The organism is Duganella vulcania (assembly GCF_009857655.1).
Taxonomy (GTDB): Bacteria; Pseudomonadota; Gammaproteobacteria; order Burkholderiales; family Burkholderiaceae_D; genus Rugamonas; species Rugamonas vulcania.
This window is the reverse complement of sequence record NZ_WWCX01000055.1, coordinates 18,274-42,031: the sequence shown is the minus strand read 5'-3', so window position 1 is coordinate 42,031 and position 23,758 is coordinate 18,274. Positions and strand designations below refer to the sequence as shown.

The window sequence follows — 23,758 nt, the reverse complement described above, 5'->3', positions numbered from 1 at the left end:
CGCGCGCTGCGCCATCCGCACCGGTGGCGCAGCGCGCGCCGGCCAGGCAGGCTGCCACCGAGTACACCGTCAAGGCCGGCGACAACCTGACCCGCATCGCCAGCCAGGTCAAGCCGGTCGACGTGTCGCTGGACATGATGCTGGTGGCGCTGTACCGCGCCAATCCGGAAGCCTTCTCCGGCAACAATATGAACCGCCTGAAGTCGGGCCACATCCTGGCCGTGCCGGACGCCGACACCATCCGCAGCACCGCGCCGGAAGGCGAGGCGCGCGGCGTGGTGGTGGCGCACGCGGTCGACTTCAACGCCTACCGCGCCAAGCTGGCCGGGCAGGTGGCCAACAGCACGCCGGCCAAGGAGCCGGAAGTTGCACAGAACGCGTCGGGCAAGATCACCGCCAAGGTCGAGGAAAAGCCGAACGCGGCCAACACCGCCAAGGACAAGCTGACGCTGTCGAAATCAACCGCCAGCACGCCGGTGGAGGGCAAGACCGGCATGGCGGTGGAGGACAAGATCGCGCGCCAGAAGGAGCAGGAAGAGTCCGCGGCCCGCATCAAGGAGCTGGAGAAGAACACCCGCGACCTGGAAAACCTGATGGCGGTCAAGAACAAGGCGGCCGCGCAGACGGCGAACGCCCCGGCTTCCGCCTCGGCATCGATGCAGGCATCGGCCCCGGTCGAGGCCTCGGCGCCGCCCAAGCCCAAGCGCACGCTGGTGATCCCGCCGAAGAAACTGGAGCCGAGCCTGTTTGAGACGCTGATGGACAACCTGCAATACGTGGGTCTGGCCGCCGCGGCCCTGCTGGCCGGCGCCGGCGCGCTGATCGCCTCGCGCCGCCGCAAGCAGTTCGCCGTGCCGAAGGAAGAGACCAGCATCCTGGGCGACACCGCGATTCCATCGCAGGCGCTGATCGCCGATGCCGGCGGCCAGAGCGTCGACACCAACAACAGCGTATTCAATTCCAACTTCGCGCCGTCGGCCAGCCAGCTCGACACCAATGAGGTCGATCCGGTGGCGGAAGCCGACGTCTACATCGCCTACGGCCGCGACGCCCAGGCCGAAGAAATCCTCAAGGAAGCATTGCGCAGCCATCCGGAACGCCATGCCGTGCGCCTGAAGCTGCTGGAAATCTACGTTGCCCGCAAGGACGCGCGCTCCTTCGAGAGCCAGGCATCCGAGCTGTATTCGATGACGCGCGGCCAAGGCGACGAATGGGCGCAAGCGGCCGCCATGGGCCAGACGCTGGACCCGGGCAATCCGTTGTACGCCGAAGGCCATGCGTCCCCGGGCGAGGCCGACGCCGCATCCTCCTTCGCTGTCGCGCCTGCCGTTGCGGCGGCTGCGGCCGGCGCGGCGGCGTTCAGCGCCGCCGACTTCACCAACGACTTCAACGCCCCGGCGCCCGCGCCCGCTCCCGTTTCCGCCTCCGGCGGCCTCGACCTGGACCTGGGCTTCGACGCGCCTGCCGCCGCCGCCAGCGACAGCAACCTGATGGACTTCGGCAGCGACATGGAAACGGCCTTGCCGCAGGCGGCCGACGCCGCCGTGTCGCCAGCCTCGGTGGCGGCGGAATCCGACAACCTGATGGACTTCGACCTGGGCGGCCTGAGCTTCGAGCCTGCCGCCGCGCCCGCTCCGGCACCGGCCCCGGCCGAGCCGGCCGCGATGCCGGAAGACGACTTCAACCTGGCCTTCGACGCACCTGCCGCGCCCCCGGCCCCGGCCCCGGCTCCAGCTCCAGCTCCGGCGGAAGACCTGGGCATGGACTTCGGCCTGGACCTGCCGGCCGAGACGGTCGCGCCGGCACTGCCATCGGCCAGCAGCGATCCGCTGGACCTGGACCTGATGAATTTTGAAATTCCGGAAGTGCCGGCCGTCCCCGCGCCGGCGCCCGAAACCGAGCTGGATGCCGGCGACTTCGCCGACGCGCTGCACGCTACGGAAGAAGTCACCCCCGCGCCAGCCCCGGCCGCGCAGGAGTTCGACCTCTCCGGCATCGACCTCGACCTGGACAGCGCGCTGGGCGGCGCCGCTGCCCCTGCTGCCGATGCCGCGCCCGCCCACGTGCGCGACGACACCCTGTCGGCCCACCACATGGAAATGGACACCAAGCTGGACCTGGCGGTGGCCTACCAGGAAATCGGCGACAAGGAAGGCGCGCGCGAGCTGCTGGACGAAGTGCTGCGCGGCGGCAGCGACGACCAGATCGCCAAGGCCAACGCGATGCGCGCCCAATTGGGGTAATCCCGCTCCGTATATAATGGCTGACTCTGACATTACATCGGGCAGCAATTGAAACGGATAGCAATCGGCGTCCAGTACGACGGAACCGCGTGGAACGGCTACCAGAAACAGGCGGACGGCCACACGGTCCAGGACAAGCTGGAACAGGCGCTGGAGAAATTCGCCAGGGTGCCGCTGGCCACCACGTGCGCCGGCCGCACCGACACCGGCGTGCACGCGCTGGAACAGGTGGTCCACTTCGACACCGACCTGAACCGCGACACCCATTCCTGGGTGCGTGGCGTCAACGCCTTCCTGCCGCCGTCGATCGCCGTGCGCTGGGCCAAGGAGCTGGAGGGCGACCCCGGCGTCAATGATTTCTTCCACGCCCGCTTCAGCGCCCGCGCCCGCACCTATCACTACGTGCTGTACAACAATCCGACCCGCTCGCCGCTGCTGGAAGGGCGGGCCGGCTTCTGCTTCCGCCCGCTGGACGTGGAGCTGATGCGCCAGGCCATCCCGCCGCTGATCGGCTGGCACGACTTCACCGCCTTCCGCGCCGCGCAGTGCCAGGCCAAGTCGCCGGTCAAGCTGATGCACGACATCCAGATCAAGCGCCACGGCGAACTGGTGGTGTTCACCATCACCGCCAACGCCTTCCTGCACCATATGGTGCGCAACCTGGTCGGCTCGCTGGTCTACATCGGCACCGGCCGCGAGAAGCCGGAGTGGCTGGGCCACCTGCTGGAAACCAGGGACCGCCACGCCGCCGCGCCGACCTTCATGCCGGACGGCCTGTACCTGGCCAAGATCGACTATGACCCCAAATGGGAATTGCCGCTGGAAACCACCAGCGCGCTCCCCTGGTTCTAAAGGAGCATCATGCGCACCCGTATCAAAATCTGCGGCCTGACCCGTGTGGAAGATGTGCAAGCCGCCGTCGCGGCGGGCGCCGACGCGATCGGCTTCGTGTTCTATCCCAAGAGCCCGCGCTACGTGACGCCTGGGCAGGCAGCCGAGCTGATCCGCGCGGTGCCGCCGTTCGTCACCTGCACCGGCCTGTTCGTCAACGCCACGCCGGAAGAGGTGGCGGCCACGTGCAAGGTGGCGCCGATTTCGCTGATCCAGCTGCACGGCGACGAGACGGTGGCGCAGTCCGCCGCCATCGCCGCGGCGGCCGGGCGACAGTTCATGCGCGTGTTCCGCGTCAAACCTGACACACATCCGTCCGATTTGCTAGAATACGAGCAGCGATACCGCGCCGCCAGTCCCTTGTTCACCAGCCTGTTGCTGGATACCTATGTGGATGCCTATGGCGGTGCAGGAAAGGGTTTTGATTGGTCTCTCATTCCAAAAGATCTCGCGCCTCGGGTCGTTTTAAGTGGTGGCTTGAGCGTACACAACGCGACTGACGCGGTGGCACGTGTACGCCCCTACGCCGTGGACATCAGCAGTGGTGTCGAAGCGGCCAAGGGCATCAAGGACGCCCGCAAGATCGCCGACTTTGTCGCGGCGGTGCGGGCCGGAGATACCATGAATGAAAGCGAGACCCACCATGATGAACGCCCCGGCGAAGCCGCTGTTCCACGCTAAAGACTACAACCTTCCCGACACCAAGGGCCACTTCGGCCCCTACGGCGGCGCCTTTGTCGCCGAAACCCTGACCTACGCGCTGGCCGAGCTCAACGCAGCCTACGAGCGCTACAGCAAGGATCCCGAGTTCCTCGACGAGTTTCGTTACGAGCTCAAGCACTTTGTCGGCCGTCCTTCGCCGATCTACCACGCCAAGCGCTGGTCCGACCTGGCAGGCGGCGCGCAGATCTACTTCAAGCGCGAAGACCTGAACCACACCGGCGCCCACAAGATCAACAACGTCATCGGCCAGGCCCTGCTGGCCAAGCGCATGGGCAAGCCGCGCATCATCGCCGAGACCGGCGCCGGCCAGCACGGCGTCGCCACCGCCACCATCTGCGCCCGCTTCGGGCTGGAGTGCGTGGTCTACATGGGCAGCGAGGACGTCAAGCGCCAGGCGCAGAACGTCTACCGCATGAAGCTGCTGGGCGCGACCGTGGTGCCGGTGGAGTCCGGTTCCAAGACCTTGAAGGACGCGCTCAACGAGGCGATGCGCGACTGGGTCACCAACATTGAAAACACCTTCTACATCATCGGCACCGTGGCCGGGCCGCATCCTTACCCGATGCTGGTGCGCGACTTCCAGTCGGTGATCGGCGAGGAGTGCCTGGTGCAGATGCCCGAGATGACCGGTCGCCAGCCGGACTGCGTGGTGGCCTGCATCGGCGGCGGTTCCAACGCCATGGGCATTTTCTATCCTTATATCGACCAGAAGCAGGTGCGCCTGATCGGCGTCGAGGCGGCGGGCGAGGGGCTGGACGGCGATAAGCATGCGGCGTCGCTGACCAAGGGCTATCCGGGCGTCCTGCACGGCAACCGCACCTATCTGCTGCAGGACCAGAACGGCCAGATCATCGAGACGCATTCGGTGTCGGCCGGCCTGGACTATCCGGGCGTCGGGCCGGAGCATGCCTACCTGAAGGACAGCGGCCGGGCCGAGTACGTGTCGATCACGGACGAGGAGGCGCTCAAGGCCTTCCACGACTGCTGCCATATCGAAGGCATCATCCCGGCGCTGGAATCGTCGCACGCGCTGGCGTACGCGGCCAAGCTGGCGGCGACTTTGCCCAAGGATAAAATCATTTTGGCCAACCTGTCGGGCCGGGGCGACAAGGACATGCATACGGTGGCAGAACGTATGGGGCTGAATTTCAGCTGACGCGTCGTCCCCGCGCAAGCGGGGATCCATGCTGAGTATGGGTTCCCGCCTGCGCGGGAACGACGGTTCGACATTCAACTTAGGGAAAATCCATGTCCAAAATCGCAGCAACTTTCAGCGCCCTGAAGGCGCACAAAAAAACCGCGCTCATCACTTTCATCACCGCCGGCGATCCGTCGCCGGAACTGACGGTGCCGCTGATGCACGCCCTGGTGGCGGGCGGCGCCGATATCTTGGAACTCGGCGTGCCGTTTTCCGATCCGATGGCCGAAGGCCCGGTGATCCAGCGCGCCTGCGAGCGGGCGCTGGCCAACGGCGTCGGCATCCACGACGTGTTCGGCTACGTGGCGGAATTCCGCAAGACCAACCAGACCACGCCGGTGGTGCTGATGGGCTATGCCAATCCGATCGAGCGCATCGGCGTGGCCGCTTTCATCGCGGAGTCCAAGGCGGTGGGGGCGGACGGCGCCATCGTGGTCGACTACCCGCCGGAAGAGTGTGAAGCGTTCGCGGCCGCCATGCGCGCCGCCGAACTGGACCTGATCTTCCTGCTGGCGCCGACCTCGACCGAGCAGCGCATCGCGCAAGTGGCCAAGGTGGGTGGCGGCTTCAGCTACTACGTCTCGCTGAAGGGTGTGACGGGCGCCGGCAACATCGACACGGTGGAAGTGGCGGAGCGTCTGACGGCGATCCGCAAGCACGTGCAGTTGCCGATCGGCGTAGGCTTCGGCATCCGCGACGGCGCCACCGCGCGCGCCGTGGCCGAGGTGGCTGACGCGGTGGTCATCGGCAGCCGCGTCATCCAGGAAATCGAGAGCGCCGGCAAGGACGGCGCCGTGGCCGCCGTGCAAACCTTCGTCAGCGGCATCCGCGCCGCCCTCGACGCGTAATCCCCCGCCGGCCGTCTTGGCTGGCCTCAAATCCCGACCGCTCACCTTGATACATAGTTAAGTACTGACTATGTTGAAGGGGAGCGGTCGTGCGTTTCGAATGGGATCCCCGCAAAGCCACCGCCAACCTGCGCAAGCATGGGGTGAGTTTCGAGGACGCTCAAGACGCGTTCCGAGATCCGCATGCCAAATCGTGGTTCGATTCTGAGCATGCTGTTTTCGAAGACCGTTACCAGCTATTAGCCCAAAGTCGACGTCGCAATATTCTATTGTTGATTAGTTACTGCTTCCCAAGCGACGACCGGGTTCGCATCATTTCAGCTAGACGAGCATCTAAATCAGAGAAGAAACAGTATTTGGAGGACTGAGAAATGCGTAAAGAGTATGATTTTTCTAAAATGAAGCGCGTACCAAACCTTTTCGAAAAGCTGAGTAAGGAAATCACGTTTAGATTGGACTTCGATTCGCTGGACTATTTTCAAAAAGTTGGCGACGCCTATGGCTTTCCTGCAGAAAAGGTAATGCAGCTCTATTTACAGAAACTGGCGAGCGCTGACAAGGTGCTCAACATTGGTTTTCCGACCCTGGAAGAGCGGAAGGATCTGGATGCATACATTGAGCGGCAGATCGAGCGAGAGACGAAGGCGTAGGTGATTCCCTCTAAAAACCCGCCAATTCCATGACGAAGTGTAAAAATTGTTGTACAGCAAAGTTCGACAGGGGGGCGAGAAACGGCTACACTTCGGCCACGAGTTAGCTGCAAGGAGAATTTATGAGTTGGTTGGAAAAACTGCTGCCCCCACGAATCCAGCGTTCCGACGCTGCCGCACGCAAGACCATGCCCGAGGGCCTGTGGGTCAAATGCCCATCCTGCGAAGCCGTCCTGTACCGCACCGATCTGGAATCGAACCTGCATGTTTGCCCCAAGTGCGACCACCACATGCGCATCCGCGCACGCGAACGCCTCGACAGCCTGTTCGATGCCGGCGGCCGTTATGAAATCGGCATGGATACCCTGCCGGTCGATACGCTGAAGTTCAAAGACAGCAAAAAATACCCCGACCGCCTCAAGCAAGCCATGGAAGCCACCGGCGAGACCGATGCGCTGATCGTCATGGGCGGCGCCATCATGAGCCTGCCATGCGTGGTGGCGTGCTTCGAATTCGAATTCATGGGCGGCTCGATGGGCTCCGTGGTCGGCGAGCGCTTCGTGCGCGGCGCGCAAGTGGCCCTGGAACAGAAAGTACCGTTCATCTGCATCACCGCCACCGGCGGCGCCCGCATGCAGGAAGGCCTGCTGTCGCTGATGCAAATGGCGAAAACCACCGCCATGCTGACCAAGCTGTCCGAGAAGAAGCTGCCGTTCATCAGCGTGCTGACCGATCCGACCATGGGCGGCGTGTCCGCCTCGTTCGCCTTCATGGGCGACGTGGTCATCGCCGAACCGAAAGCGCTGATCGGCTTTGCCGGCCCGCGCGTGATCGAAAACACCGTGCGCGAGAAACTGCCGGAAGGCTTCCAACGTGCCGAGTTCCTGGTCACCAAGGGTGCCGTCGACATGATCGTCGACCGCCGCAAGATGCGCGAAGAAATCGCCCGTCTGATGGCACTGCTGCAAAATCAGGCGGTCGAAGTGCTCGCTTAAAAAAGCAGCCACTCCCTCACGCTGCGGCGCGCAATCGGCTATCATGCCGGCCTGCGCGCCGTTTTCCATTTCTGAGCCATCATTATGTCGAACCTCCCCACTACTTTGCCCGCCTGGCTTGCGCTGCTTGAATCGCGCCACGCCGAAACCGTCATCAACATGGGCCTGGACCGTGTGCTCGCCGTCAAGGAGCGCCTGAAGCTGGCCTTTAGCTGCCCCGTCATCATGGTGGCCGGCACCAACGGCAAGGGGTCGACCTGCGCCATGCTGGAATCGGTGCTGATGCGCGCCGGCTACAAGGTGGGCCTGTACATCAAGCCGCACTTCCTCGACTTTAACGAGCGCGCCCGCATCAACGGCGAGCTGGCCAGCGATGACGTTCTGGTGGCCGCCTTCAACGCGGTCGAAGCGGTGCGCGGCGATACGCCGCTGACGTATTTCGAATTCACCACGCTAGCCATCATGCACCTGCTGAGCGGCGCCGGCATGGATGTCGTGATCCTCGAAGTGGGCCTGGGCGGACGCCTGGACGCGGTCAACATCGTCGATGCCGACGTGTCCATCGTCACCAGCGTCGATATCGACCACACCGACTACCTGGGCGACACCCGCGAGGCGATCGGCTTCGAGAAGGCCGGCATTTTCCGCGCCGGCAAGACCGCGATCTGCTCGGACCCGGTGCCGCCGCAATCGCTGATCGACCACGCCAACGCCATCGGCGCCGACCTCTGGCTGATGGGCCGCGATTTCAACTATTCCGGCGACAAGCAGCAGTGGAACTACGGCGGCCGCTCGCAGCGCCGCAACTCGCTGGCCTACCCGAGCCTGCGCGGCGCCAACCAGCTTCTCAATGCCTCGGCCGCGCTGGCCGCGCTGGAGGCCTTGAAGCTGGAACTGCCGGTCGGCGCGCAGGAAGTGCGCACCGGCCTGGTGACGGTGGAGCTGCCGGGCCGCTTCCAGGTGCTGCCTGGCCGCCCGACCGTGATCCTGGACGTGGCGCACAATCCGCACGCCGCCGCGGCGCTGAACCAGAACCTGGGCAATATGGGCTTCCACCCGTACACGTACGCCGTGTTCGGCTCCATGCACGACAAGGATATCGACGGCGTGATCGCCGCCATGTCCGAGCACGTGGACCACTGGTGCCTGGCCACGCTGCCGTCGCCGCGCTCGGCAACCGCCTCGGAACTGGCGGCCAAGGTGCAGATCGTCCAGCCTGAAAAGGCCGAACGCACCATCAATATCTTCGACGATCCGGCCGCGGCGTACGCAAATGCGATCAGCCGAGCCGGGGAGAATGATAGAATTGTGGTCTTTGGATCTTTCCTCACGGTCGCCGGCGTCATGGCGGCGCGAAAATCCGCATTCCATTGAACGCACAGGACTGAAATCACGCATGGGCTTGTTCTCGAAACTCGGTAAAAACAAGCAAGAGGCCGCTGGTCAGGATAGCGGCTATTACACCAGCGCAGATGACCAGGCCGCGACGGAGCGCGCACGCTCCAAGCGTGCCTCGTCGGCGGATGGTTCCGCCAAATCCCGCCGCGGCAAAGACCGCGAAGCGGACGATCCTGTATTGCCGGAAAAGAAACGCGCGCGCCGCCGCCTGGTCGGCGCCATCGCGCTGGCGCTGGGCGTGGCCATCGGCCTGCCGATGGTGCTCGATTCCGAACCGAAGCCGCTGGCGTCCGACATCGATATCAAGATCCCGGCCAAGGACAAGCCGGCCGAGGCCGCGCCTGCGCCGGCGCCAGCCGCGCCGGTGCCGCAAAGCGCTGCGCTGGACAGCCGCGAAGAGATCGTCGACGACGTCAAGCCATCAAAGCCCGCCGCCGTGGCAGCAGCACCGAAGCCAGCCGCCGCACCCGTCGTCGCCGCACCCGTCACGCCGCCGCCGGTAGCCCCCGTCAAGGTCGACACCGCCAAGCACGAAGCCGAACTGAAAGCCGAAGCCAAGGCCAAGGCCGACACCATCGCCAAGAACAAGGCCGACAACGAAGCCAAGGCCCGCCAGGACGCCGACTACAAGCAGGAAGTCGAACGCAAGCAGGCCGAGGCGAAAGCCGAAGCCAAGGCCAAGGCCGAAGCCGAGCGCAAGCTGGCCGAAGCCAAGGCCGCCAAGCAGGCCGACAGCGCCAAGCCGGCCGCGACCTCGGAAGACGCGCGCGCCCTGGCCATCCTGGAAGGCAAGCCCGCCGCCAAGCCGGCCGCCGAATCCGCCCAGAAGTTCGTGCTGCAGGTGGCCGCGCTGAGCGACCAGGCCAAGGTCGACGAGCTGCGCGACAAACTGAAGAAAGCCGGCATCAGCTCCTACACCCAGAAGACGCCGTCCGGTGACATCACCCGCGTGCGCGTGGGACCGTTCACCAACAAGGATGAGGCCGAAAAAGTGCGGGCCAAGCTGAGCGCCATGGGCCTGAACGGCCGCCTCGAAACCGTCTGATCCAGCAGGCGCCCGACGTGACGATATTCGATTACCTGGTGATTTTTGTGTTGGTCGCGTCGGTCATCATCAGCATGATGCGGGGTCTGGTGAAGGAAGTGTTGTCGCTGGCGGGCTGGGTGGTGGCCTTCGTGGTTGCCAACGCCTACGCCGCCGCGCTGGCGCCGATGCTGCCGCCGGTGGTGCCGGGCGAGGTGCTGCGGCTGATCCTTGCCTTTATCGCACTGTTTGTCGGGGTGAAGATTTTGACGGGCCTGCTGGGCATGGCGCTGGGCGCCTTGCTCGACGCCGGCGGTCTCAGCATCGTGGACCGCGCGCTGGGTATGGTGTTCGGCTTCGGCCGCGGCCTGGTCATCGTTTTGGCGGGCGTCATCCTGTGCGGGATGACGTCGATACCGCAACAAGCATTCTGGAAGGATGCGCGATTGAGTCCGCTCGCGGAGACCGGAGCGCATACGGTGAAAGCCTTCCTTCCCGCTGCCATGGCGCAGCATGTGAATTTTTGAATTCTTTAAATCAGTAGCACCAGTCCAGGAGCAACATCATGTGTGGCATCGTCGGCGTCGTTTCTCATCAACCTGTCAACCAACTGCTGTATGACGCATTGCTGCTGCTGCAGCACCGCGGCCAGGATGCGGCAGGTATCGCGACCAATCACAGCAGCATGTTCGCCATGCACAAGGCCAACGGCCTGGTGCGTGACGTTTTCCGTACCCGTAACATGCGTACGCTGCAAGGCAATTCCGGCATCGGTCACTGCCGCTATCCAACCGCCGGCTCGTCGAGCGAGGAAGAGGCGCAGCCGTTCTACGTCAACGCGCCGTTCGGCATCACGCTGGCGCACAATGGCAACCTGACCAACTGGGAACAGCTCAAGAAGGAAATGTTCCAGAACGACCGCCGCCACATCAACACCGATTCCGACTCGGAAGTGCTGCTCAACGTGCTGGCCCACGAGATCCAGAAAGCCACCACCGGCATCTCGATCGACGCCGACACCATCTTCGACGCCGTGACCGTGCTGCATCGCCGCGTGCGCGGCGGTTACGCTGCCGTGGCGCAGATCGCCGGCGTCGGCCTGCTGGCCTTCCGCGATCCGTTCGGCATCCGTCCGCTGTGCCTGGGCATCAACGAGAGCGAGCAGGGCACCGAGTACCTGATCGCTTCCGAGTCCGTGGCGCTGGAAGGCATGGGCTTCCGCTTCGTGCGCGACATCGCGCCGGGCGAGGCCGTCTTCATCGACGCCGACAAGCAACTGCATTCGCGCCAGTGCGCCGACAATCCCTCGCTCAATCCTTGCGTGTTCGAGTTCGTCTACCTGGCCCGTCCGGATTCCGTGATCGACGGCGCTTCCGTGTACGCCACCCGCCTGAAGATGGGCGAGTACCTGGCCGAGAAGATCAAGCGCGAATTCAAGGATGGCGCGATCGACGTCGTCATGCCGATTCCGGACTCGTCGCGTCCGGCCGCGATCCAGCTGGCGCTGGCGCTGAACGTGGAATACCGCGAAGGCTTCATCAAGAACCGCTACATCGGCCGTACCTTCATCATGCCGGGCCAGGCCGCGCGCAAGAAGTCCGTGCGCCAGAAGCTCAACGCCATCGCTTCCGAGTTCAAGGACAAGGTCGTGCTGCTGGTGGATGACTCCATCGTGCGCGGCACCACCAGCCGCGAGATCGTGCAGATGGCGCGCGAAGCCGGCGCCAAGAAAGTGATCTTCGCTTCGGCGGCGCCACCGGTGATCTTCCCTAACGTGTACGGCATCGACATGCCTACCCGCGACGAGCTGATCGCCTACGGCCGCAGCACCGAGGAAGTATGCCGCGAAATCACCGCCGATCACCTGGTCTACCAGGACATCGACGCGCTGAAGCGCGCCATCTCCGACGTCAATCCGGCGTTGAAGAACTTCGAGGCGTCGTGCTTTGACGGCGTGTACGTCACCGGCGACATCTCCAAGGACTACCTGGACAAGCTGGAATACGCGCGCCACCATCCGAAGGCCTCCGCCCCCGAGGATGCGGGCCGCTCGCAACTGAACCTGAATCTCGCGACCGCCGAAGGCTGATGTCGCGCCCGGTGCGGTTCACGCCGCACCGGGCTTTTTTTTTGAATACGCGAATATGAACGACAAGAAGAATTACGGCTTCACCACCACCATCCTGCACAACGATCGCCAGAAAGGCATCGAGCACGGTTCGCTGCACAAGCCCATCCACACCTCGGTCGCCTTCGGTTACGGCGACGCGCGCCAGCTGGCGTCTGTGTTCCAGGGCAAGGAGCCGGGCTTCCGCTACGGCCGCCAGGGCAACCCGACCATCTCCGCGCTGGAAGACAAGGTCACCAAGATGGAGCAGGGCGTCGGCACGATCTGCTTCGCCACCGGCATGGGCGCGATCGGCGCCGTGTTCCAGTCGCTGCTGCGCGCGGGCGACCATGTGGTGTCGTCGTCGTTCTTGTTCGGTAACACCAACAGCCTGTGGCAGACCACCATGGCGCAGGGCGTGGGCGTGTCCTTCGTCGACGCCACCGATGTCGCCAACGTGGCCGCCGCCATCACCGAGCAGACCCGCGTGGTGTTCGTCGAAACCATTGCCAATCCGCGCACGCAAGTGGCGGACCTGAAGCGCATCGGCGAGCTGTGCAAGGAGCGCGGCATCCTCTACATCGTCGACAACACGATGACCACGCCTTACCTGTTCCGCCCGAAAGCGGTGGGCGCCGGGCTGGTGGTCAACGCGCTGACCAAGTCGATCGGCGGCCACGGCAACGCGCTGGGCGGCAGCCTGACCGACACCGGCGTCTACGACTGGACCCGGTTCGCCAACATCTACGAGAACTACAAGAAAGCCGCGCCGCTGCAATGGGGGCTGGCGCAGATCCGCGCCAAGGGCCTGCGCGACTTCGGCGCCTCGCTGGCGCCGGAAGCGGCGCACCACATCGCTGTCGGCGCCGAGACGCTGGCGCTGCGCATGGAACGCACCAGCGCGAACGCGCTGGCCTTGGCCCGCCTGCTGGAAAGCGACGAGCGCGTGGCCGCTGTCTATTATCCTGGGCTGGCGTCGCACCCGCAGCACGCGATCTCCAGCGAGCTGTTCCGCAGTTTTGGTTCGCTGTTGAGCTTTGAACTGAAGGACGGCATCGACTGCTTCGATTTCCTCAATCGCCTGAAGCTGGCGATTCCGGCCTCCAACCTGGGCGACACGCGCACGCTGATCATCCCGGTGGCGCACACGATTTTCTACGAGATGGGCGCCGAGCGCCGCGCCTCGATGGGCATCGCCGAGTCGCTGATACGGGTGTCGGTCGGCATCGAGGACACCGACGATCTGCTGGACGATTTCACCTGCGCACTGGAAGCTTGCTGAGCGCAGCCTCAAGCTGTGATAACCTAGGCTTTCAATTTTGCTAAGCGCGGAGGCGATATGAGGGCAGCATGGGTTCTGGCATTGACCGTGCTGTCGAGTAGCGCCTTCGCCGGCGACCAGGCCAGCCGCCTGGCGCGGCAAGCCGAGATCGAGTACTACACCAGCCGCTACGACGGCGCCGACATTGCGCTGGCCCGTTTCAATTGCAAGCAGCCCAACATCCCGATGCGCCCGGCCACGGCGGGCGGGCCGGCGCTCACGCAGGCGCTGGCCGCCTGGCACGACTGTTACGATCAATTCCTGGCCAACTACAACGCCGCGCTCCCGGTCGGCAAGAGCATCCCCGCCGACCTGGCCGACCTGATGACGGACGATGAGATGGGCGCCGCCCAGGCCTTGATGAGCCAGGTGTTCGTGCAAGTGGCGGACGAGGCCAAGCGCCAGGCCGACGCTGTCGCCCTGGCGCAGAGCGCGTGGGAAGGCCGTCAAGGCGACCTTGCCCTGAGCGCGCGCGACCTGTCGCATCAGCCGGAGACAGCGGGCAAGCGCTAGGCGCCTGATGCGTAACCCGAGGCCGATGTTTGCGTGGTCTTTAGTGCCAGCTGCGCATCAGGCCGACCGCCAGGCCTTCCAGCGCGAACTCGTCGGCTTCGGGATCGACCTTGATGATCTTGAAGTCCGGGTTTTCCGGCAGCAGCTCGACGGTGGAGCCGGTCTTGCGGTAGCGCTTGACCGTGACATCGTTGCCGATGCGGGCCACGACGATCTGGCCGTTCTTGGCGCTGTCCACCTTCTTGACCGCCAGCAGGTCGCCGTCCATGATGCCGGCGTCGCGCATCGACTCGCCGCGCACCTTCAGCAGGTAGTCCGGCTTGGAAGAGAACATGGCCGGATCGACGCTGTAGCTGGTCTCCAGGTTTTCCTGCGCCAGGATGGGCGAGCCGGCGGCCACGCGGCCGATCAGCGGCAGCGACATCATCAGCGACACCGGCACCTTGGGCGTGGCCGGTTCGGCATGCACGCCCAGCAGGCGGATGCCGCGCGAGGTGCCGGCGGCGATCTCGATCGCGCCCTTGCGCGCCAGCGCCTGCAAATGCTCCTCGGCCGCGTTGGCGGACTTGAAGCCCAGTTCATTGGCGATCTCGGCACGGGTCGGCGGGAAGCCGGTGTTCTCGATGGCATCCTTGATCAGATTGAGAATTTGTTCCTGTCTTGCGGTGAGCTTGATCATAGAGTGCTTTAGGCCTGTGTATATAGACAGTCTGTATTTTTGTACAGTGTGAAGCGAAAAGCAAGGGAATTTGTTGCTTTGAGCGAAATAAATTCATGTGGCGGGCAGATTGTCTTTTGCAGGGAAAGCTGATATAGTCGCGGGCTTACCTCTTCCCACACCTGTCTTGACGCCAGGGTGGGCTATATTCACAGTCCTTAAGGGAGTTTGCATGCGTCACTATGAAATAGTATTTATCGTCCACCCGGACCAGAGCGAGCAAGTGCCCGCCATGATCGAGCGTTACAAAACCACCGTAACGACCCGCGGCGGCGCCGTGCACCGTGTTGAAGATTGGGGCCGTCGTCAGATGGCTTACTCGATCCAGAAACTGGCTAAAGCACACTACATCTGCCTGAACATCGAATGCGACAACGAGACCCTGGTCGAGCTGGAAACCGCCTTCAAATTCAATGATGCCGTGCTGCGTCACCTGACCGTCAAGATGAAGAAAGCGGAAACCGCTCCTTCGCCGATGATGAAGTCGGTACAACGTGAAGATGCAGCGAAATCGCATCGCACCGAAGCTCCAGCAGCCGCTGCTGCTCCTGCGGCCTAATTGTTACCGGGAACCGAGCTGAATCAGCTCCAGTTGATTGCCTTGATCGCCGAACGGGACGCCTTGCGCTACACCCCGGCCGGCATGCCGATCGTGAACGCTGTACTCCAGCACCGGTCGCAGCAGGTCGAGGCAGGCATCGCCCGATTGAGCGAGTTTGAAGTTGCCGCGGTTGCCGCTGGCGAGATTTCAGGCCGCTTCAGTCAGGCGCCACTGGCAGGCATGTATCAGTTCACCGGTTTCCTGAACAAGAAGAATCGCAATAGCAAAAGCCTGGTGTTTCACATCATTGATTTTAGTGCTGTCCCAGACAGCTCAATTTAGATACAGGAGCCTAAAATGGCATTCGGTAAAAAGTTCGACAAAAACAAGCTCAAGCTGAAAGAAAAGCGCAAGCAACAAAACCCACTGTTCAAGCGCAAGAAGTTCTGCCGCTTCACCGCAGCAAACGTAGAACAAGTTGACTACAAAGACGTCGACACCCTGAAAGACTTCGTCCAGGAAAACGGCAAAATCATGCCAGCACGTCTGACCGGTACCAAGGCGCACTACCAGCGTCAAGTTGACACCGCAATCAAGCGCGCTCGCTACCTCGCGCTGCTGCCTTACACCGATCTGCACCACGCTTAATTGCGTCGTCTAGATAAGATCCTGGAGAAGAACTATGCAAATCATTCTGTTAGAAAAAGTCGTCAACCTGGGCAACCTGGGTGAAGTCGTTAAAGTCAAAGACGGTTACGCACGTAACTTCCTGATTCCGCAAAAAATGGCTCGCCGCGCTACCGCGTCCGCCGTTGCTGAATTCGAAGTCAAGCGCGCTGAACTGGAAAAAGCCGCTGCCGAGAAACTGGCTGCCGCTCAAGCCCAAGGCGAGAAACTGAACGGCATGACCGTGAACGTTTCGCAAAAAGCTGGTGTAGACGGCCGTCTGTTCGGTTCCGTGACCAACTTCGACATCGCTGAAGCCCTGAGCAAAGCTGGTTTCGCTGTTGAAAAAGCTGCCGTGCGCATGCCTACCGGTCCTCTGAAGACCGTTGGCGAGCACCCAGTAAGCGTTGCTCTGCACACCGACGTGGTGGTGGAAGTGACCGTTGCTGTCGTGGGCGAAGCTGCCTAATACTTTTTCAGGCGGAAACGTCTGATCAGTGTTGCAACACCATTGAAAAAGCCGGGCTTGCCCGGCTTTTTTCTCGTCATAAATTTGTAATACGGCTCAAGCAAGCAGGTATAATTCGCGCCATGAACGCCCCCTCCGATCCGCAAGTCGATTCACTCCGCGTCCCGCCGCATTCCATCGAAGCAGAACAGTCCGTCATCGGCGGCCTGCTGCGCGATAATGCGGCGTTCGACCGCATTGCGGACATGATGCACCCCGAAGACTTCTACCGCTACGACCACCGCATCATCTACGAGCAGATCGTCAAGATGATCAACGGCTCGAAGCCGGCCGACGTCATCACGGTGTTCGAGACCCTGACCCAGCTGGGCAAGGCGGAGGACGTGGGCGGCCTGGCCTACCTGAACGCGATGGCGCAAAACACGCCATCTGCCGCCAACATCCGCCGTTACGCCGAGATCGTGCGCGATCGCTCCATCCTGCGCCAGCTGATCACGGTGGCCGACGAAATTTCCGGCCAGGCGTTCACGCCCCAGGGCAAGGAAGTCAAGCAGATGCTCGACGAGGCCGAGTCCAAGATCTTCGCCATCGCCGAGCAGGGCGCGCGCGGTGCGGCCGGCTGGCTGCCGGTGCAGCCGCTGCTGACCCAGGTGGTCGAGCGCATCGACGAGCTGTACTCGCGCGATTCCGGCTCCGAGATCACCGGCGTGCCGACCGGCTGGATCGACCTCGACCGCATGACCTCCGGCCTGCAGCCGGGCGACATGGTGGTGGTGGCCGGCCGTCCGTCGATGGGCAAGACCGCGTTCTCGATGAACATCGCCGAGAACGTCGCGGTGGAAGAGGGCCTGCCGGTGGCCGTGTTCTCGATGGAGATGGGCGGCGTGCAGCTGGCCATGCGTATGCTGGGCTCGGTCGGCCAGCTGGACCAGCACCGCCTGCGTACCGGCAAGCTGAACGACGAGGATTGGCCGCGCCTGACGCACGCCATCCAGAAAATGAACGACGCCCAGGTCTACATCGACGAGACCCCGGCGCTGAACCCGATCGAGATGCGCGCCCGCGCGCGCCGCCTGTCGCGCCAGTGCGGCAAGCTGGGCCTGATCGTGGTCGACTACCTGCAGCTGATGCAGGGCTCCACGCCGGGCGACAACCGCGCCTCGGAGATTTCCGAGATTTCCCGATCGCTGAAAGGCCTGGCCAAGGAGCTGCAGTGCCCGGTGATCGCGCTGTCGCAGCTGAACCGCTCGCTGGAGCAACGCCCCAACAAACGTCCCGTCATGTCCGACCTGCGCGAATCCGGCGCTATCGAGCAGGATGCGGACGTGATCATCTTCCTGTATCGCGACGAGGTCTACAACCCGGACTCGCCCGATAAGGGAACGGCCGAGATCATTATCGGTAAGCAGCGTAACGGCCCGATCGGCTCGGTACGCCTGACCTGGATCGGCCAGTACACCAAGTTTGGCAACTACGTCGGTAACCTGGCGCTGTATCAAGGCGATTAAGCCAGGGCGATTAATCTTTAAGCCGTCCTTACCCCGGGCGGCGATCTGCAGTAAACATGAACCGGAGAATAAAATGTTTGGACGTTTGATGCCCACCGAGGGCAAATTTTTTGACCTGTTTAACCAGCACGCCGATCTGTGCGTCAAAGGTGCAAAAGAAATGCTGGGCCTGATGTCCAATTTCGACGATCTGGAAAATCGCGTGCACGCGATCGAGAGCATCGAAAAGCAGGCCGACAAGATCACCTACGCCACCGTCGACCTGTTGCACAAGACCTTCATCACGCCGATCGACCGCGACGACATCCACAAGCTGATCACCCGCATGGACGACATCCTCGACCTGCTGGAAGACGCGGCCCAGACCGTCTCGCTGTACGACCTGCATTCGGTCACGCCGGAAGCCAAGCGCCTGGCCGAGCTGGTGCTGGCCTGCACCGAGAAGGTCCGCGACGCCGTGGCCCTGCTGCACAACATGGACAACTCGCGCCAGATCGTCGCCATCTGCGAAGAGATCGACCGCCTGGAATCGGACGCCGACCACGTGATGCGCGCCGCCATGTCCAAGCTGTTCCGCGACGAACCGGACGTGCGCAACCTGATCAAGATGAAGGCCATCTACGAGATCCTGGAAACCGTGACCGACCGTTGCGAAGATGTGGCCAACATCATCGAAGGCATCATCGTTGAAAACGCGTAACGCATAACTACAAAAAGAAACGTCCAATATGCATACCCTACAAATCAGCATCTACGTGCTGGGCGTCCTGATCGCCCTGGCGCTGGTGTTTGACTTCATGAACGGCTTCCACGACGCCGCCAACGCGATCGCGACCGTGGTGTCGACCGGCGTGCTCAAGCCGCAGACGGCGGTGGCCATGGCCGCGCTGTTCAACTTCACCGCCATCTTCGTGGTCGGCCTGCACGTGGCGTCCACGGTGGGCAAGGGCACCATCGATCCCGGCATCGTCGACCAGTACGTGATCTTCGGCGCGCTGGTCGGCGCCATCGTGTGGAACCTGTTCACCTGGTACTACGGCATTCCCTCGTCGTCCTCGCACGCGCTGATCGGCGGCCTGGTTGGCGCCGCGGTGGCCAAGTCCGGCACCGGCGCGCTGGTCGGCGGCGGCCTGCTCAAGACGGTGCAGTGGATCATCCTGTCGCCGCTGATGGGCTTTGTGTTCGGCTCCATCATCATGCTGATCGTGTCGTGGATCTTCGTGCGCTCGACGCCGCGCCGGGTCGACAAATGGTTCCGCCGCCTGCAGCTGGTGTCGGCCGCGTCGTACAGCCTGGGCCACGGCGGCAATGACGCGCAAAAGACCATCGGCATCATCTGGATGCTGCTGATCGCGGTTGGCCAGGTGCCGGCCGGCGACGCCTCGCCGCCGCTGTGGGTGGTGATTTCGTGCTACACGGCGATCTCGTTCGGCACGCTGTTCGGCGGCTGGCGCATCGTCAAGACCATGGGCCAGAAGATCACCAAGCTCAAACCGGTGGGCGGCTTCTGCGCCGAAACCGGCGGCGCGCTGACCCTGCTGATCGCCTCGCACTTCGGCGTGCCGGTCTCGACCACGCACACCATCACCGGCGCGATCGTCGGCGTCGGCTCGGCGCAGAAGATGTCGGCGGTGCGTTGGGGCGTGGCGGGCAACATCGTGTGGGCGTGGGTGTTCACCATCCCGGCCTCGGCGTTCGTCGCCGCGCTGGCCTGGTGGGTTGGTCACCACATCATGTAAGAAACAAGGGAGCTTCGGCTCCCTTTTTTAATGCCCGGATTCCGGCGCGATGCCGAGCCGCTGGTAGGCTTCGGCCATGACTTTTTCCCGTTCAGCCTCGGGCAGGTCTGGCGGCAATACCACAACGGTCTTCTTGCCGCTTTTGCTTTTGATGACGTAGGTGTAATCGTCCTCTGGTTTGCGCGGGAAGAATCTGGGAATTGCCCACGCGCAGAAGATTGCGACCGCCATGGAGCCGCCCATCCATGCGCCGATGTACAGCAAGCCGTCAATGACGTCTGTCCAATCCATTTTTTGAGTCCTCGCAAGATATCCAGGATCACCGCGATTAGCCAAAGTATAGCGCCGACTAGATTGGACGTCGCCTCGTTACTCGCCACAATAAAAGGCTCGCCGTCCTGTTTCAGGCTCAGATAGAGAGCAACTGCCCACGCCGTCAACCCGATCCATACAACGAGGTTGGCGCGCTGTGCCCAACGGTCTTCATTGCGATCAAAAGAAATAGTCTCTTTTGTTTTTATCGCCTTGAATCTCCCTGGCTCGCGTAAATGGCAACATCATGCCCAAGGCTGCACCGCCGACGGTCGGCCCGATGACCCAATTGAGAAGTCTGGTTTCCATGTCATCACCGCCAGAATTGGAGCAGTCAATGTAGGTCGTTTAGGCCATCGGCGAGTTGATCTGGATTGCGTTAGAATCGGAAATTCTCTTGATGGATGCGACATGCAGAAAATCGATTTTGCGCAGTTGATGTTGTTGGCGCGGGCCTCTGCCGATGTGGCTGTGCCGTGTAGTTGCTGTACCGTTTCGCTGGCGGCGTGGCAGCGTTTGCCGGCCACGCTGGAGCTTGACCGCTTCGAGGAAGTCGGCACGCTGATGGACGATCCTTACGACGAGCCGACCTTCGCCGAATACCATCCGCACGGCACGCGTTACGAGAGCGATGACGCGCCGATCTCGCCGCGCCACTATCCATGCAACCTGAGCCAGGTCGCGCGCTGCCTGAACTGTGGCCGCCACTACCTGCGCTACAACGAGGCGGGCGGCTACTTCACCGAGCTGCGCATCCGCGCCTTACAGCCGCAGCTACTGGTCGACGCCGCCCTGTAGGCCCAGCATCCGCGCCGCCATCGCGCGCGCCAGGGCGTGCATGAGTTCGAGCTGCGCTGGGGCCGCGTGCACAAGCTGGAGGTCCATTGCGACACGGCCAAACTGGAAAGCTACTGCCACAGCATGGCCGCCGCGCCGATCAGCGACGCCATCCAGATGGCCTAGTTGCCGTGGATATGCGGCAGCCACATCGCCATGCTGGCGCCGAAGATGCCCACGCCCATTGCCAGCGTCAGCAGCGCCAGGCCGCCCGCCACGGCCAGCTTGCGGCGGGCGCCGCCGGCGTCGCGGGCGCGCAGGTAGAGTTCCAGCAGCGCCAGCGGTAGCAGCGATTCGCCGAACACCAGCACGTTGAGCGCCGGCCCGGTGAAGGTCTTGGGATCGAAGCCCACCGGGCCGCCGTTGACCAGTATCCAGAACAGCAGACCCACGCGGAAGAACCAGCTGCCACTGACCACCAGGAACAGCCGCAGCGCCCAGCGCCGGTGCGGATCCAGCCGGCGCGCCATCGCATGGCGCACCGCGATGAAGGCGCACAGCATGATCAGCACACCGTTCAGCGTGGTGCCCCAATGCTGGGTCATGTCGCCGGCCGCGTTGCGGGTCCAGATCATGTAGATGCCGGCGATGGCGGTGACGACGGCCACCACCACGTAGACGCGTCCGCTCCAGCGGTGCAAAGCGGGGAAGCGTGCGCGCACCGCGGGGCTCAGCTGCAGCGGTCCGGCCAGCGTGACGAAGGCGGCGATCGCCAGGTGCGCGGCCAGCGCCGCGTTGCCCGCGCGGTCGCCGGGAACGTAGCCGACCGGCAGCACCTTGTTCCAGCGCAGCCAGTCGCCCGCCGCGGCCGCGCTGCCGTAGAACGACGCGATATACGCCGCGAAGATCGCCTGGCCGGCGACCATCACCGCGAACCAGAACGCGGCGGCGGCCTTCAGCGCCTGGCCGGCGCGCATGCGCATCGAAGGCGCGCGGGGCAGGGCGCCGTTGATCAACAGGGTATCGGACATCGGACTCCTCCATGGTTGTGGGACGCCGCACGCCGGCGCCGCATCGGGAATATGGCCGCGCGCTGCACCGCGCGCCAGCCCGATCCGACGAACGACGGCCTTTTTGGCGCGAAGCACGGCCGGCGCCGACGAATGGCGACCGCGCCGCGCGGCTGAAAATTAGCCGCCATCGCGCCACGATTTCCGGCAAATCCGTGGCTATAATCGCTGCATGTCTACTACTTTGACCGCCGCGCCGCCGCGCGGTTTCGCCTTGCTGCTGGGCTGGCGGCGACTGCGCTTCACGCTGTGCGCCTCCTTCGTGATCGGCTTCCCGATGGCCCTCGGCTGGCATTCGGGCTTCCTGTCGCTGATGGTGCGCGCCGTGACGCTGGGCCTGCTGGCGATGCTGATGTTCGGCCTGTTCGAGCAGTGGCCGCGCCGCCTGCCGTCGTGGCTGGCCCGCTGGGCCTTGCAGGTGATGGGCGTGGCCTTCATCATGCCGGCCGCCGTGTGCGCGATCTATGTGTGGTCCACCGCGCCCGGCGCGCCCGCGTTCTGGCAGGACTCCGAACGCCTGAGCGGCTTCTGGATGCTCACCGTCGCCGGCATGCTGCTGGCGCCGTGGATGGCGCTGGGCGCGCTGGTGCGGCAAAAGGATGCGCTGGCCCGCCACCAGGCGCTGAGCTTCGAACTGCAACGCAGCGAGCTGGAACGCCAGGCGCTGGACGCCCGCCTGCGCCTGCTGCAGGCGCAGGTCGAGCCGCACTTCCTGTTCAACACGCTGGCCAATGTGCGCGAGCTGGTCGATTCCGGTTCGCCGCAGGCCTCGCCCGTGCTGGGCAGCCTGATCGCCTACCTGCGGGCGGCGGTGCCGCGCCTGCACGAAGCCACCACCACGATGGAACAGGAGCTGCAACTGGTGCGCGCCTACCTCGAGCTGATGCACATGCGCATGCCCGACCGCCTGCGCTTCACGCTGTCCGCCGACGACACCGCACTCGCGCTGCCCTGTCCGCCGACCACCTTGCTGACGCTGGTCGAAAACGCCATCCGCCACGGCATCGACCCGAGCGAGGAGGGCGGCCGCATCGACGTCAGCGTGCGCCTGCGCGGCGGCCGCTGCCATGCACAGGTGGTCGACACCGGCGTCGGCCTCCAGGCGGCCGGCAACGGCCTGGGCACCGGCCTGGCGACGTTGCGCGAACGCCTGCTGCTGGTGTTCGGCGCCGGCGCCTCCCTGCGCCTGGGCGCGGTGCAGCCGCACGGCGTGTGCGCCGAGCTGGACCTCCCCGCGCCGGAGGGCAAGCCATGACGGCCCGCGCCCCGACCGCGCTGGTCGCCGACGACGAGCCGCTGCTGCGCCAGTCGCTCACGCGCATGCTGGCGCAAGCGTGGCCCGCGTTGAACGTGGTGGCGCAGGCGCGCAACGGCCGCGAGGCGGTCGAGCAGTTCGAGGCGCTGCGGCCCGACATCTGTTTTCTCGACGTCCACATGCCGGGCCTGTCCGGCGTCGACGCGGCGATGCGGATCGGCGGCCGCGCGCACCTGGTGTTCGTCACCGCCTACACCGAGTACGCGGTGCAGGCCTTCGAGCAGGGCGCGCTCGACTACCTGGTCAAGCCGGTGGAGGCGGCGCGGCTGGCGGAAACGGTGGCGCGCCTGCAGCGCCGCCACGGCGAGCCGGCGCCGGACATGGCGCGCCTGCTGGAGCAGTTGTCGGCGCGGCTGGCCAAGCCGGAACCGCCGCCGTTGCGCTGGATCCGCGCCCAGGTGGGGCAGGCGCTGTGCATGATCGCCGTCGACGAGATCGACTTCCTGCGCGCCGACGACAAGTACACGGTGGTGGCCTGGCGCGGCGAGCAGGGCCAGCCGGCCGAGGCCCTGATCCGCACGCCGCTGAAGGAATTGCTGGCGCAGCTGGACGGTGAGCGTTTCGCCCAGGTGCACCGCTCGGTGGTGGTCAACCTCGGCGCGGTCAGCCGGGTGATCCGTGGCGAAAACGAAACCGCCCAGATCCACCTGAAACATCGCCAGGACGTGCTGGCGGTCAGCCGCAGCTACCTGCACCTGTTCCGGCAGATGTGAGACGGCAGGCTGGCGAGCC

General features: G+C 64.0%; 29 protein-coding genes. 25 read left to right on the top strand and 4 right to left on the bottom strand.

From position 1 onward, the window contains the following. From GTP90_RS23660 to GTP90_RS23595, 14 genes are all read left to right on the top strand, one after another. On the top strand, window positions 1–2,243 hold a 2,243-nt coding region (locus GTP90_RS23660), incomplete at its 5' end, for a motility hub landmark protein FimV (protein WP_161085838.1). A gap of 48 nt (window positions 2,244–2,291) precedes the next feature. Further along, the gene (gene truA, locus GTP90_RS23655) at window positions 2,292–3,095 is read left to right on the top strand and encodes a tRNA pseudouridine(38-40) synthase TruA (RefSeq protein ID WP_161085837.1); all 804 of its coding nucleotides are present in this window, start codon (window positions 2,292–2,294) and stop codon (window positions 3,093–3,095) included. A gap of 6 nt (window positions 3,096–3,101) precedes the next feature. Then, on the top strand, window positions 3,102–3,815 hold the full coding sequence (locus GTP90_RS23650) for a phosphoribosylanthranilate isomerase (protein ID WP_161085841.1): 714 nt from the start codon (window positions 3,102–3,104) through the stop codon (window positions 3,813–3,815). Continuing rightward, window positions 3,760–5,013, top strand: a complete 1,254-nt coding sequence (gene trpB, locus GTP90_RS23645; protein ID WP_254452015.1) for a tryptophan synthase subunit beta — start codon at window positions 3,760–3,762, stop codon at window positions 5,011–5,013. The genes GTP90_RS23650 and trpB overlap by 56 nt, the downstream gene beginning before the upstream one ends. Before the next feature lie 92 nt (window positions 5,014–5,105). Then, window positions 5,106–5,903: a tryptophan synthase subunit alpha gene (trpA, locus tag GTP90_RS23640; protein ID WP_161085836.1), complete on the top strand. Its 798-nt coding sequence runs from the start codon at window positions 5,106–5,108 to the stop codon at window positions 5,901–5,903. 89 nt (window positions 5,904–5,992) lie between these two features. Next, window positions 5,993–6,271 (top strand): BrnT family toxin, encoded by a 279-nt coding sequence (locus GTP90_RS23635; RefSeq protein WP_161085835.1) that lies wholly within the window; start codon window positions 5,993–5,995, stop codon window positions 6,269–6,271. Window positions 6,272–6,274: 3 nt separating this feature from the next. Then, window positions 6,275–6,553 (top strand): antitoxin, encoded by a 279-nt coding sequence (locus tag GTP90_RS23630; RefSeq protein ID WP_161085834.1) that lies wholly within the window; start codon window positions 6,275–6,277, stop codon window positions 6,551–6,553. Window positions 6,554–6,675: 122 nt separating this feature from the next. Then, window positions 6,676–7,548 carry an acetyl-CoA carboxylase, carboxyltransferase subunit beta gene (gene accD, locus GTP90_RS23625; protein WP_020701805.1) on the top strand — a complete coding sequence of 291 codons (873 nt, stop codon included), beginning with the start codon at window positions 6,676–6,678 and terminating at the stop codon, window positions 7,546–7,548. A gap of 84 nt (window positions 7,549–7,632) precedes the next feature. Beyond that, window positions 7,633–8,922, top strand: a complete 1,290-nt coding sequence (folC, locus tag GTP90_RS23620; protein WP_161085833.1) for a bifunctional tetrahydrofolate synthase/dihydrofolate synthase — start codon at window positions 7,633–7,635, stop codon at window positions 8,920–8,922. 22 nt (window positions 8,923–8,944) lie between these two features. Continuing rightward, complete coding sequence (locus GTP90_RS23615) at window positions 8,945–9,991, top strand: SPOR domain-containing protein (RefSeq protein WP_161085832.1); 1,047 nt, start codon at window positions 8,945–8,947, stop codon at window positions 9,989–9,991. A 17-nt stretch (window positions 9,992–10,008) separates the two neighbouring features. Further along, complete coding sequence (locus GTP90_RS23610) at window positions 10,009–10,497, top strand: CvpA family protein (protein ID WP_161085831.1); 489 nt, start codon at window positions 10,009–10,011, stop codon at window positions 10,495–10,497. Window positions 10,498–10,535: 38 nt separating this feature from the next. Further along, window positions 10,536–12,059, top strand: a complete 1,524-nt coding sequence (gene purF, locus GTP90_RS23605) for an amidophosphoribosyltransferase (protein ID WP_161085830.1) — start codon at window positions 10,536–10,538, stop codon at window positions 12,057–12,059. 55 nt (window positions 12,060–12,114) lie between these two features. Then, window positions 12,115–13,359, top strand: a complete 1,245-nt coding sequence (locus tag GTP90_RS23600) for a cystathionine gamma-synthase family protein (protein WP_161085829.1) — start codon at window positions 12,115–12,117, stop codon at window positions 13,357–13,359. Between the two features lie 57 nt (window positions 13,360–13,416). Next, a complete protein-coding gene (locus GTP90_RS23595) occupies window positions 13,417–13,911 on the top strand; it encodes a hypothetical protein (RefSeq protein ID WP_161085828.1) in 495 nt (164 codons plus the stop codon). A gap of 40 nt (window positions 13,912–13,951) precedes the next feature. On the opposite strand, the gene lexA is transcribed toward GTP90_RS23595, so the two are convergent. Beyond that, complete coding sequence (gene lexA, locus GTP90_RS23590; protein WP_028819547.1) at window positions 13,952–14,590, bottom strand: transcriptional repressor LexA; 639 nt, start codon at window positions 14,588–14,590, stop codon at window positions 13,952–13,954. Between the two features lie 211 nt (window positions 14,591–14,801). Between lexA and rpsF the strand changes: the two genes are divergently transcribed. The 7 genes from rpsF (at window position 14,802) to GTP90_RS23555 (ending at window position 19,552) form a co-directional block, all read left to right on the top strand. Further along, on the top strand, window positions 14,802–15,188 hold the full coding sequence (gene rpsF / locus GTP90_RS23585; RefSeq protein WP_028819549.1) for a 30S ribosomal protein S6: 387 nt from the start codon (window positions 14,802–14,804) through the stop codon (window positions 15,186–15,188). Between the two features lie 18 nt (window positions 15,189–15,206). Beyond that, the gene (priB, locus tag GTP90_RS23580) at window positions 15,207–15,512 is read left to right on the top strand and encodes a primosomal replication protein N (protein ID WP_161085840.1); all 306 of its coding nucleotides are present in this window, start codon (window positions 15,207–15,209) and stop codon (window positions 15,510–15,512) included. A gap of 15 nt (window positions 15,513–15,527) precedes the next feature. Then, window positions 15,528–15,818: a 30S ribosomal protein S18 gene (gene rpsR, locus GTP90_RS23575; RefSeq protein ID WP_008450941.1), complete on the top strand. Its 291-nt coding sequence runs from the start codon at window positions 15,528–15,530 to the stop codon at window positions 15,816–15,818. Window positions 15,819–15,852: 34 nt separating this feature from the next. Beyond that, window positions 15,853–16,305 (top strand): 50S ribosomal protein L9, encoded by a 453-nt coding sequence (gene rplI, locus GTP90_RS23570; RefSeq protein ID WP_028819628.1) that lies wholly within the window; start codon window positions 15,853–15,855, stop codon window positions 16,303–16,305. A 122-nt stretch (window positions 16,306–16,427) separates the two neighbouring features. Next, window positions 16,428–17,813, top strand: coding sequence for a replicative DNA helicase (locus GTP90_RS23565; protein WP_161085827.1), 1,386 nt, complete (start codon window positions 16,428–16,430; stop codon window positions 17,811–17,813). A 73-nt stretch (window positions 17,814–17,886) separates the two neighbouring features. After that, the gene (locus GTP90_RS23560) at window positions 17,887–18,513 is read left to right on the top strand and encodes a DUF47 domain-containing protein (protein WP_028819630.1); all 627 of its coding nucleotides are present in this window, start codon (window positions 17,887–17,889) and stop codon (window positions 18,511–18,513) included. Between the two features lie 28 nt (window positions 18,514–18,541). Further along, a complete protein-coding gene (locus GTP90_RS23555; RefSeq protein WP_161085826.1) occupies window positions 18,542–19,552 on the top strand; it encodes an inorganic phosphate transporter in 1,011 nt (336 codons plus the stop codon). A gap of 27 nt (window positions 19,553–19,579) precedes the next feature. Here GTP90_RS23555 and GTP90_RS23550 read toward each other — a convergent pair whose 3' ends face one another. Beyond that, entirely contained in the window at window positions 19,580–19,843 is a 264-nt protein-coding gene (locus tag GTP90_RS23550) for a hypothetical protein (protein ID WP_161085825.1), read from the bottom strand. 201 nt (window positions 19,844–20,044) lie between these two features. After that, window positions 20,045–20,173: a hypothetical protein gene (locus GTP90_RS37335; protein ID WP_256369118.1), complete on the bottom strand. Its 129-nt coding sequence runs from the start codon at window positions 20,171–20,173 to the stop codon at window positions 20,045–20,047. A gap of 102 nt (window positions 20,174–20,275) precedes the next feature. Between GTP90_RS37335 and GTP90_RS23545 the strand changes: the two genes are divergently transcribed. Together GTP90_RS23545 and GTP90_RS37330 are read left to right on the top strand one after the other, a co-directional pair. Continuing rightward, a complete protein-coding gene (locus tag GTP90_RS23545) occupies window positions 20,276–20,662 on the top strand; it encodes a hypothetical protein (protein ID WP_161085824.1) in 387 nt (128 codons plus the stop codon). Between the two features lie 36 nt (window positions 20,663–20,698). Further along, complete coding sequence (locus tag GTP90_RS37330) at window positions 20,699–20,827, top strand: hypothetical protein (RefSeq protein ID WP_256369117.1); 129 nt, start codon at window positions 20,699–20,701, stop codon at window positions 20,825–20,827. Here GTP90_RS37330 and GTP90_RS23535 read toward each other — a convergent pair. Then, a complete protein-coding gene (locus GTP90_RS23535) occupies window positions 20,824–21,672 on the bottom strand; it encodes a DUF2306 domain-containing protein (RefSeq protein ID WP_217432028.1) in 849 nt (282 codons plus the stop codon). The genes GTP90_RS37330 and GTP90_RS23535 overlap by 4 nt on opposite strands. Window positions 21,673–21,883: 211 nt before the next feature. On the opposite strand from GTP90_RS23535, the gene GTP90_RS23530 reads away from it, so the two are divergent. Beyond that, window positions 21,884–22,966, top strand: a complete 1,083-nt coding sequence (locus GTP90_RS23530; RefSeq protein ID WP_161085823.1) for a sensor histidine kinase — start codon at window positions 21,884–21,886, stop codon at window positions 22,964–22,966. Further along, window positions 22,963–23,739, top strand: coding sequence for a LytR/AlgR family response regulator transcription factor (locus GTP90_RS23525; RefSeq protein WP_161085822.1), 777 nt, complete (start codon window positions 22,963–22,965; stop codon window positions 23,737–23,739). The genes GTP90_RS23530 and GTP90_RS23525 overlap by 4 nt, the downstream gene beginning before the upstream one ends. Window positions 23,740–23,758: the final 19 nt, after the last annotated feature.

Coding starts and splice junctions, on each gene's coding strand:
- trpB (WP_254452015.1), top strand. CDS start 3,760: ATGAAAGCGAGACCCACCATGATGAACGCCCCGGCGAAGCCGCTGTTC.
- trpA (WP_161085836.1), top strand. CDS start 5,106: ATGTCCAAAATCGCAGCAACTTTCAGCGCCCTGAAGGCGCACAAAAAA.
- GTP90_RS23630 (WP_161085834.1), top strand. CDS start 6,275: ATGCGTAAAGAGTATGATTTTTCTAAAATGAAGCGCGTACCAAACCTT.
- accD (WP_020701805.1), top strand. CDS start 6,676: ATGAGTTGGTTGGAAAAACTGCTGCCCCCACGAATCCAGCGTTCCGAC.
- folC (WP_161085833.1), top strand. CDS start 7,633: ATGTCGAACCTCCCCACTACTTTGCCCGCCTGGCTTGCGCTGCTTGAA.
- GTP90_RS23615 (WP_161085832.1), top strand. CDS start 8,945: ATGGGCTTGTTCTCGAAACTCGGTAAAAACAAGCAAGAGGCCGCTGGT.
- purF (WP_161085830.1), top strand. CDS start 10,536: ATGTGTGGCATCGTCGGCGTCGTTTCTCATCAACCTGTCAACCAACTG.
- GTP90_RS23600 (WP_161085829.1), top strand. CDS start 12,115: ATGAACGACAAGAAGAATTACGGCTTCACCACCACCATCCTGCACAAC.
- GTP90_RS23595 (WP_161085828.1), top strand. CDS start 13,417: ATGAGGGCAGCATGGGTTCTGGCATTGACCGTGCTGTCGAGTAGCGCC.
- lexA (WP_028819547.1), bottom strand. CDS start 14,590: ATGATCAAGCTCACCGCAAGACAGGAACAAATTCTCAATCTGATCAAG.
- rpsF (WP_028819549.1), top strand. CDS start 14,802: ATGCGTCACTATGAAATAGTATTTATCGTCCACCCGGACCAGAGCGAG.
- rpsR (WP_008450941.1), top strand. CDS start 15,528: ATGGCATTCGGTAAAAAGTTCGACAAAAACAAGCTCAAGCTGAAAGAA.
- rplI (WP_028819628.1), top strand. CDS start 15,853: ATGCAAATCATTCTGTTAGAAAAAGTCGTCAACCTGGGCAACCTGGGT.
- GTP90_RS23565 (WP_161085827.1), top strand. CDS start 16,428: ATGAACGCCCCCTCCGATCCGCAAGTCGATTCACTCCGCGTCCCGCCG.
- GTP90_RS23560 (WP_028819630.1), top strand. CDS start 17,887: ATGTTTGGACGTTTGATGCCCACCGAGGGCAAATTTTTTGACCTGTTT.
- GTP90_RS23555 (WP_161085826.1), top strand. CDS start 18,542: ATGCATACCCTACAAATCAGCATCTACGTGCTGGGCGTCCTGATCGCC.
- GTP90_RS23550 (WP_161085825.1), bottom strand. CDS start 19,843: ATGGATTGGACAGACGTCATTGACGGCTTGCTGTACATCGGCGCATGG.
- GTP90_RS37335 (WP_256369118.1), bottom strand. CDS start 20,173: ATGGAAACCAGACTTCTCAATTGGGTCATCGGGCCGACCGTCGGCGGT.
- GTP90_RS23545 (WP_161085824.1), top strand. CDS start 20,276: ATGCAGAAAATCGATTTTGCGCAGTTGATGTTGTTGGCGCGGGCCTCT.
- GTP90_RS23535 (WP_217432028.1), bottom strand. CDS start 21,672: ATGTCCGATACCCTGTTGATCAACGGCGCCCTGCCCCGCGCGCCTTCG.
- GTP90_RS23530 (WP_161085823.1), top strand. CDS start 21,884: ATGTCTACTACTTTGACCGCCGCGCCGCCGCGCGGTTTCGCCTTGCTG.
- GTP90_RS23525 (WP_161085822.1), top strand. CDS start 22,963: ATGACGGCCCGCGCCCCGACCGCGCTGGTCGCCGACGACGAGCCGCTG.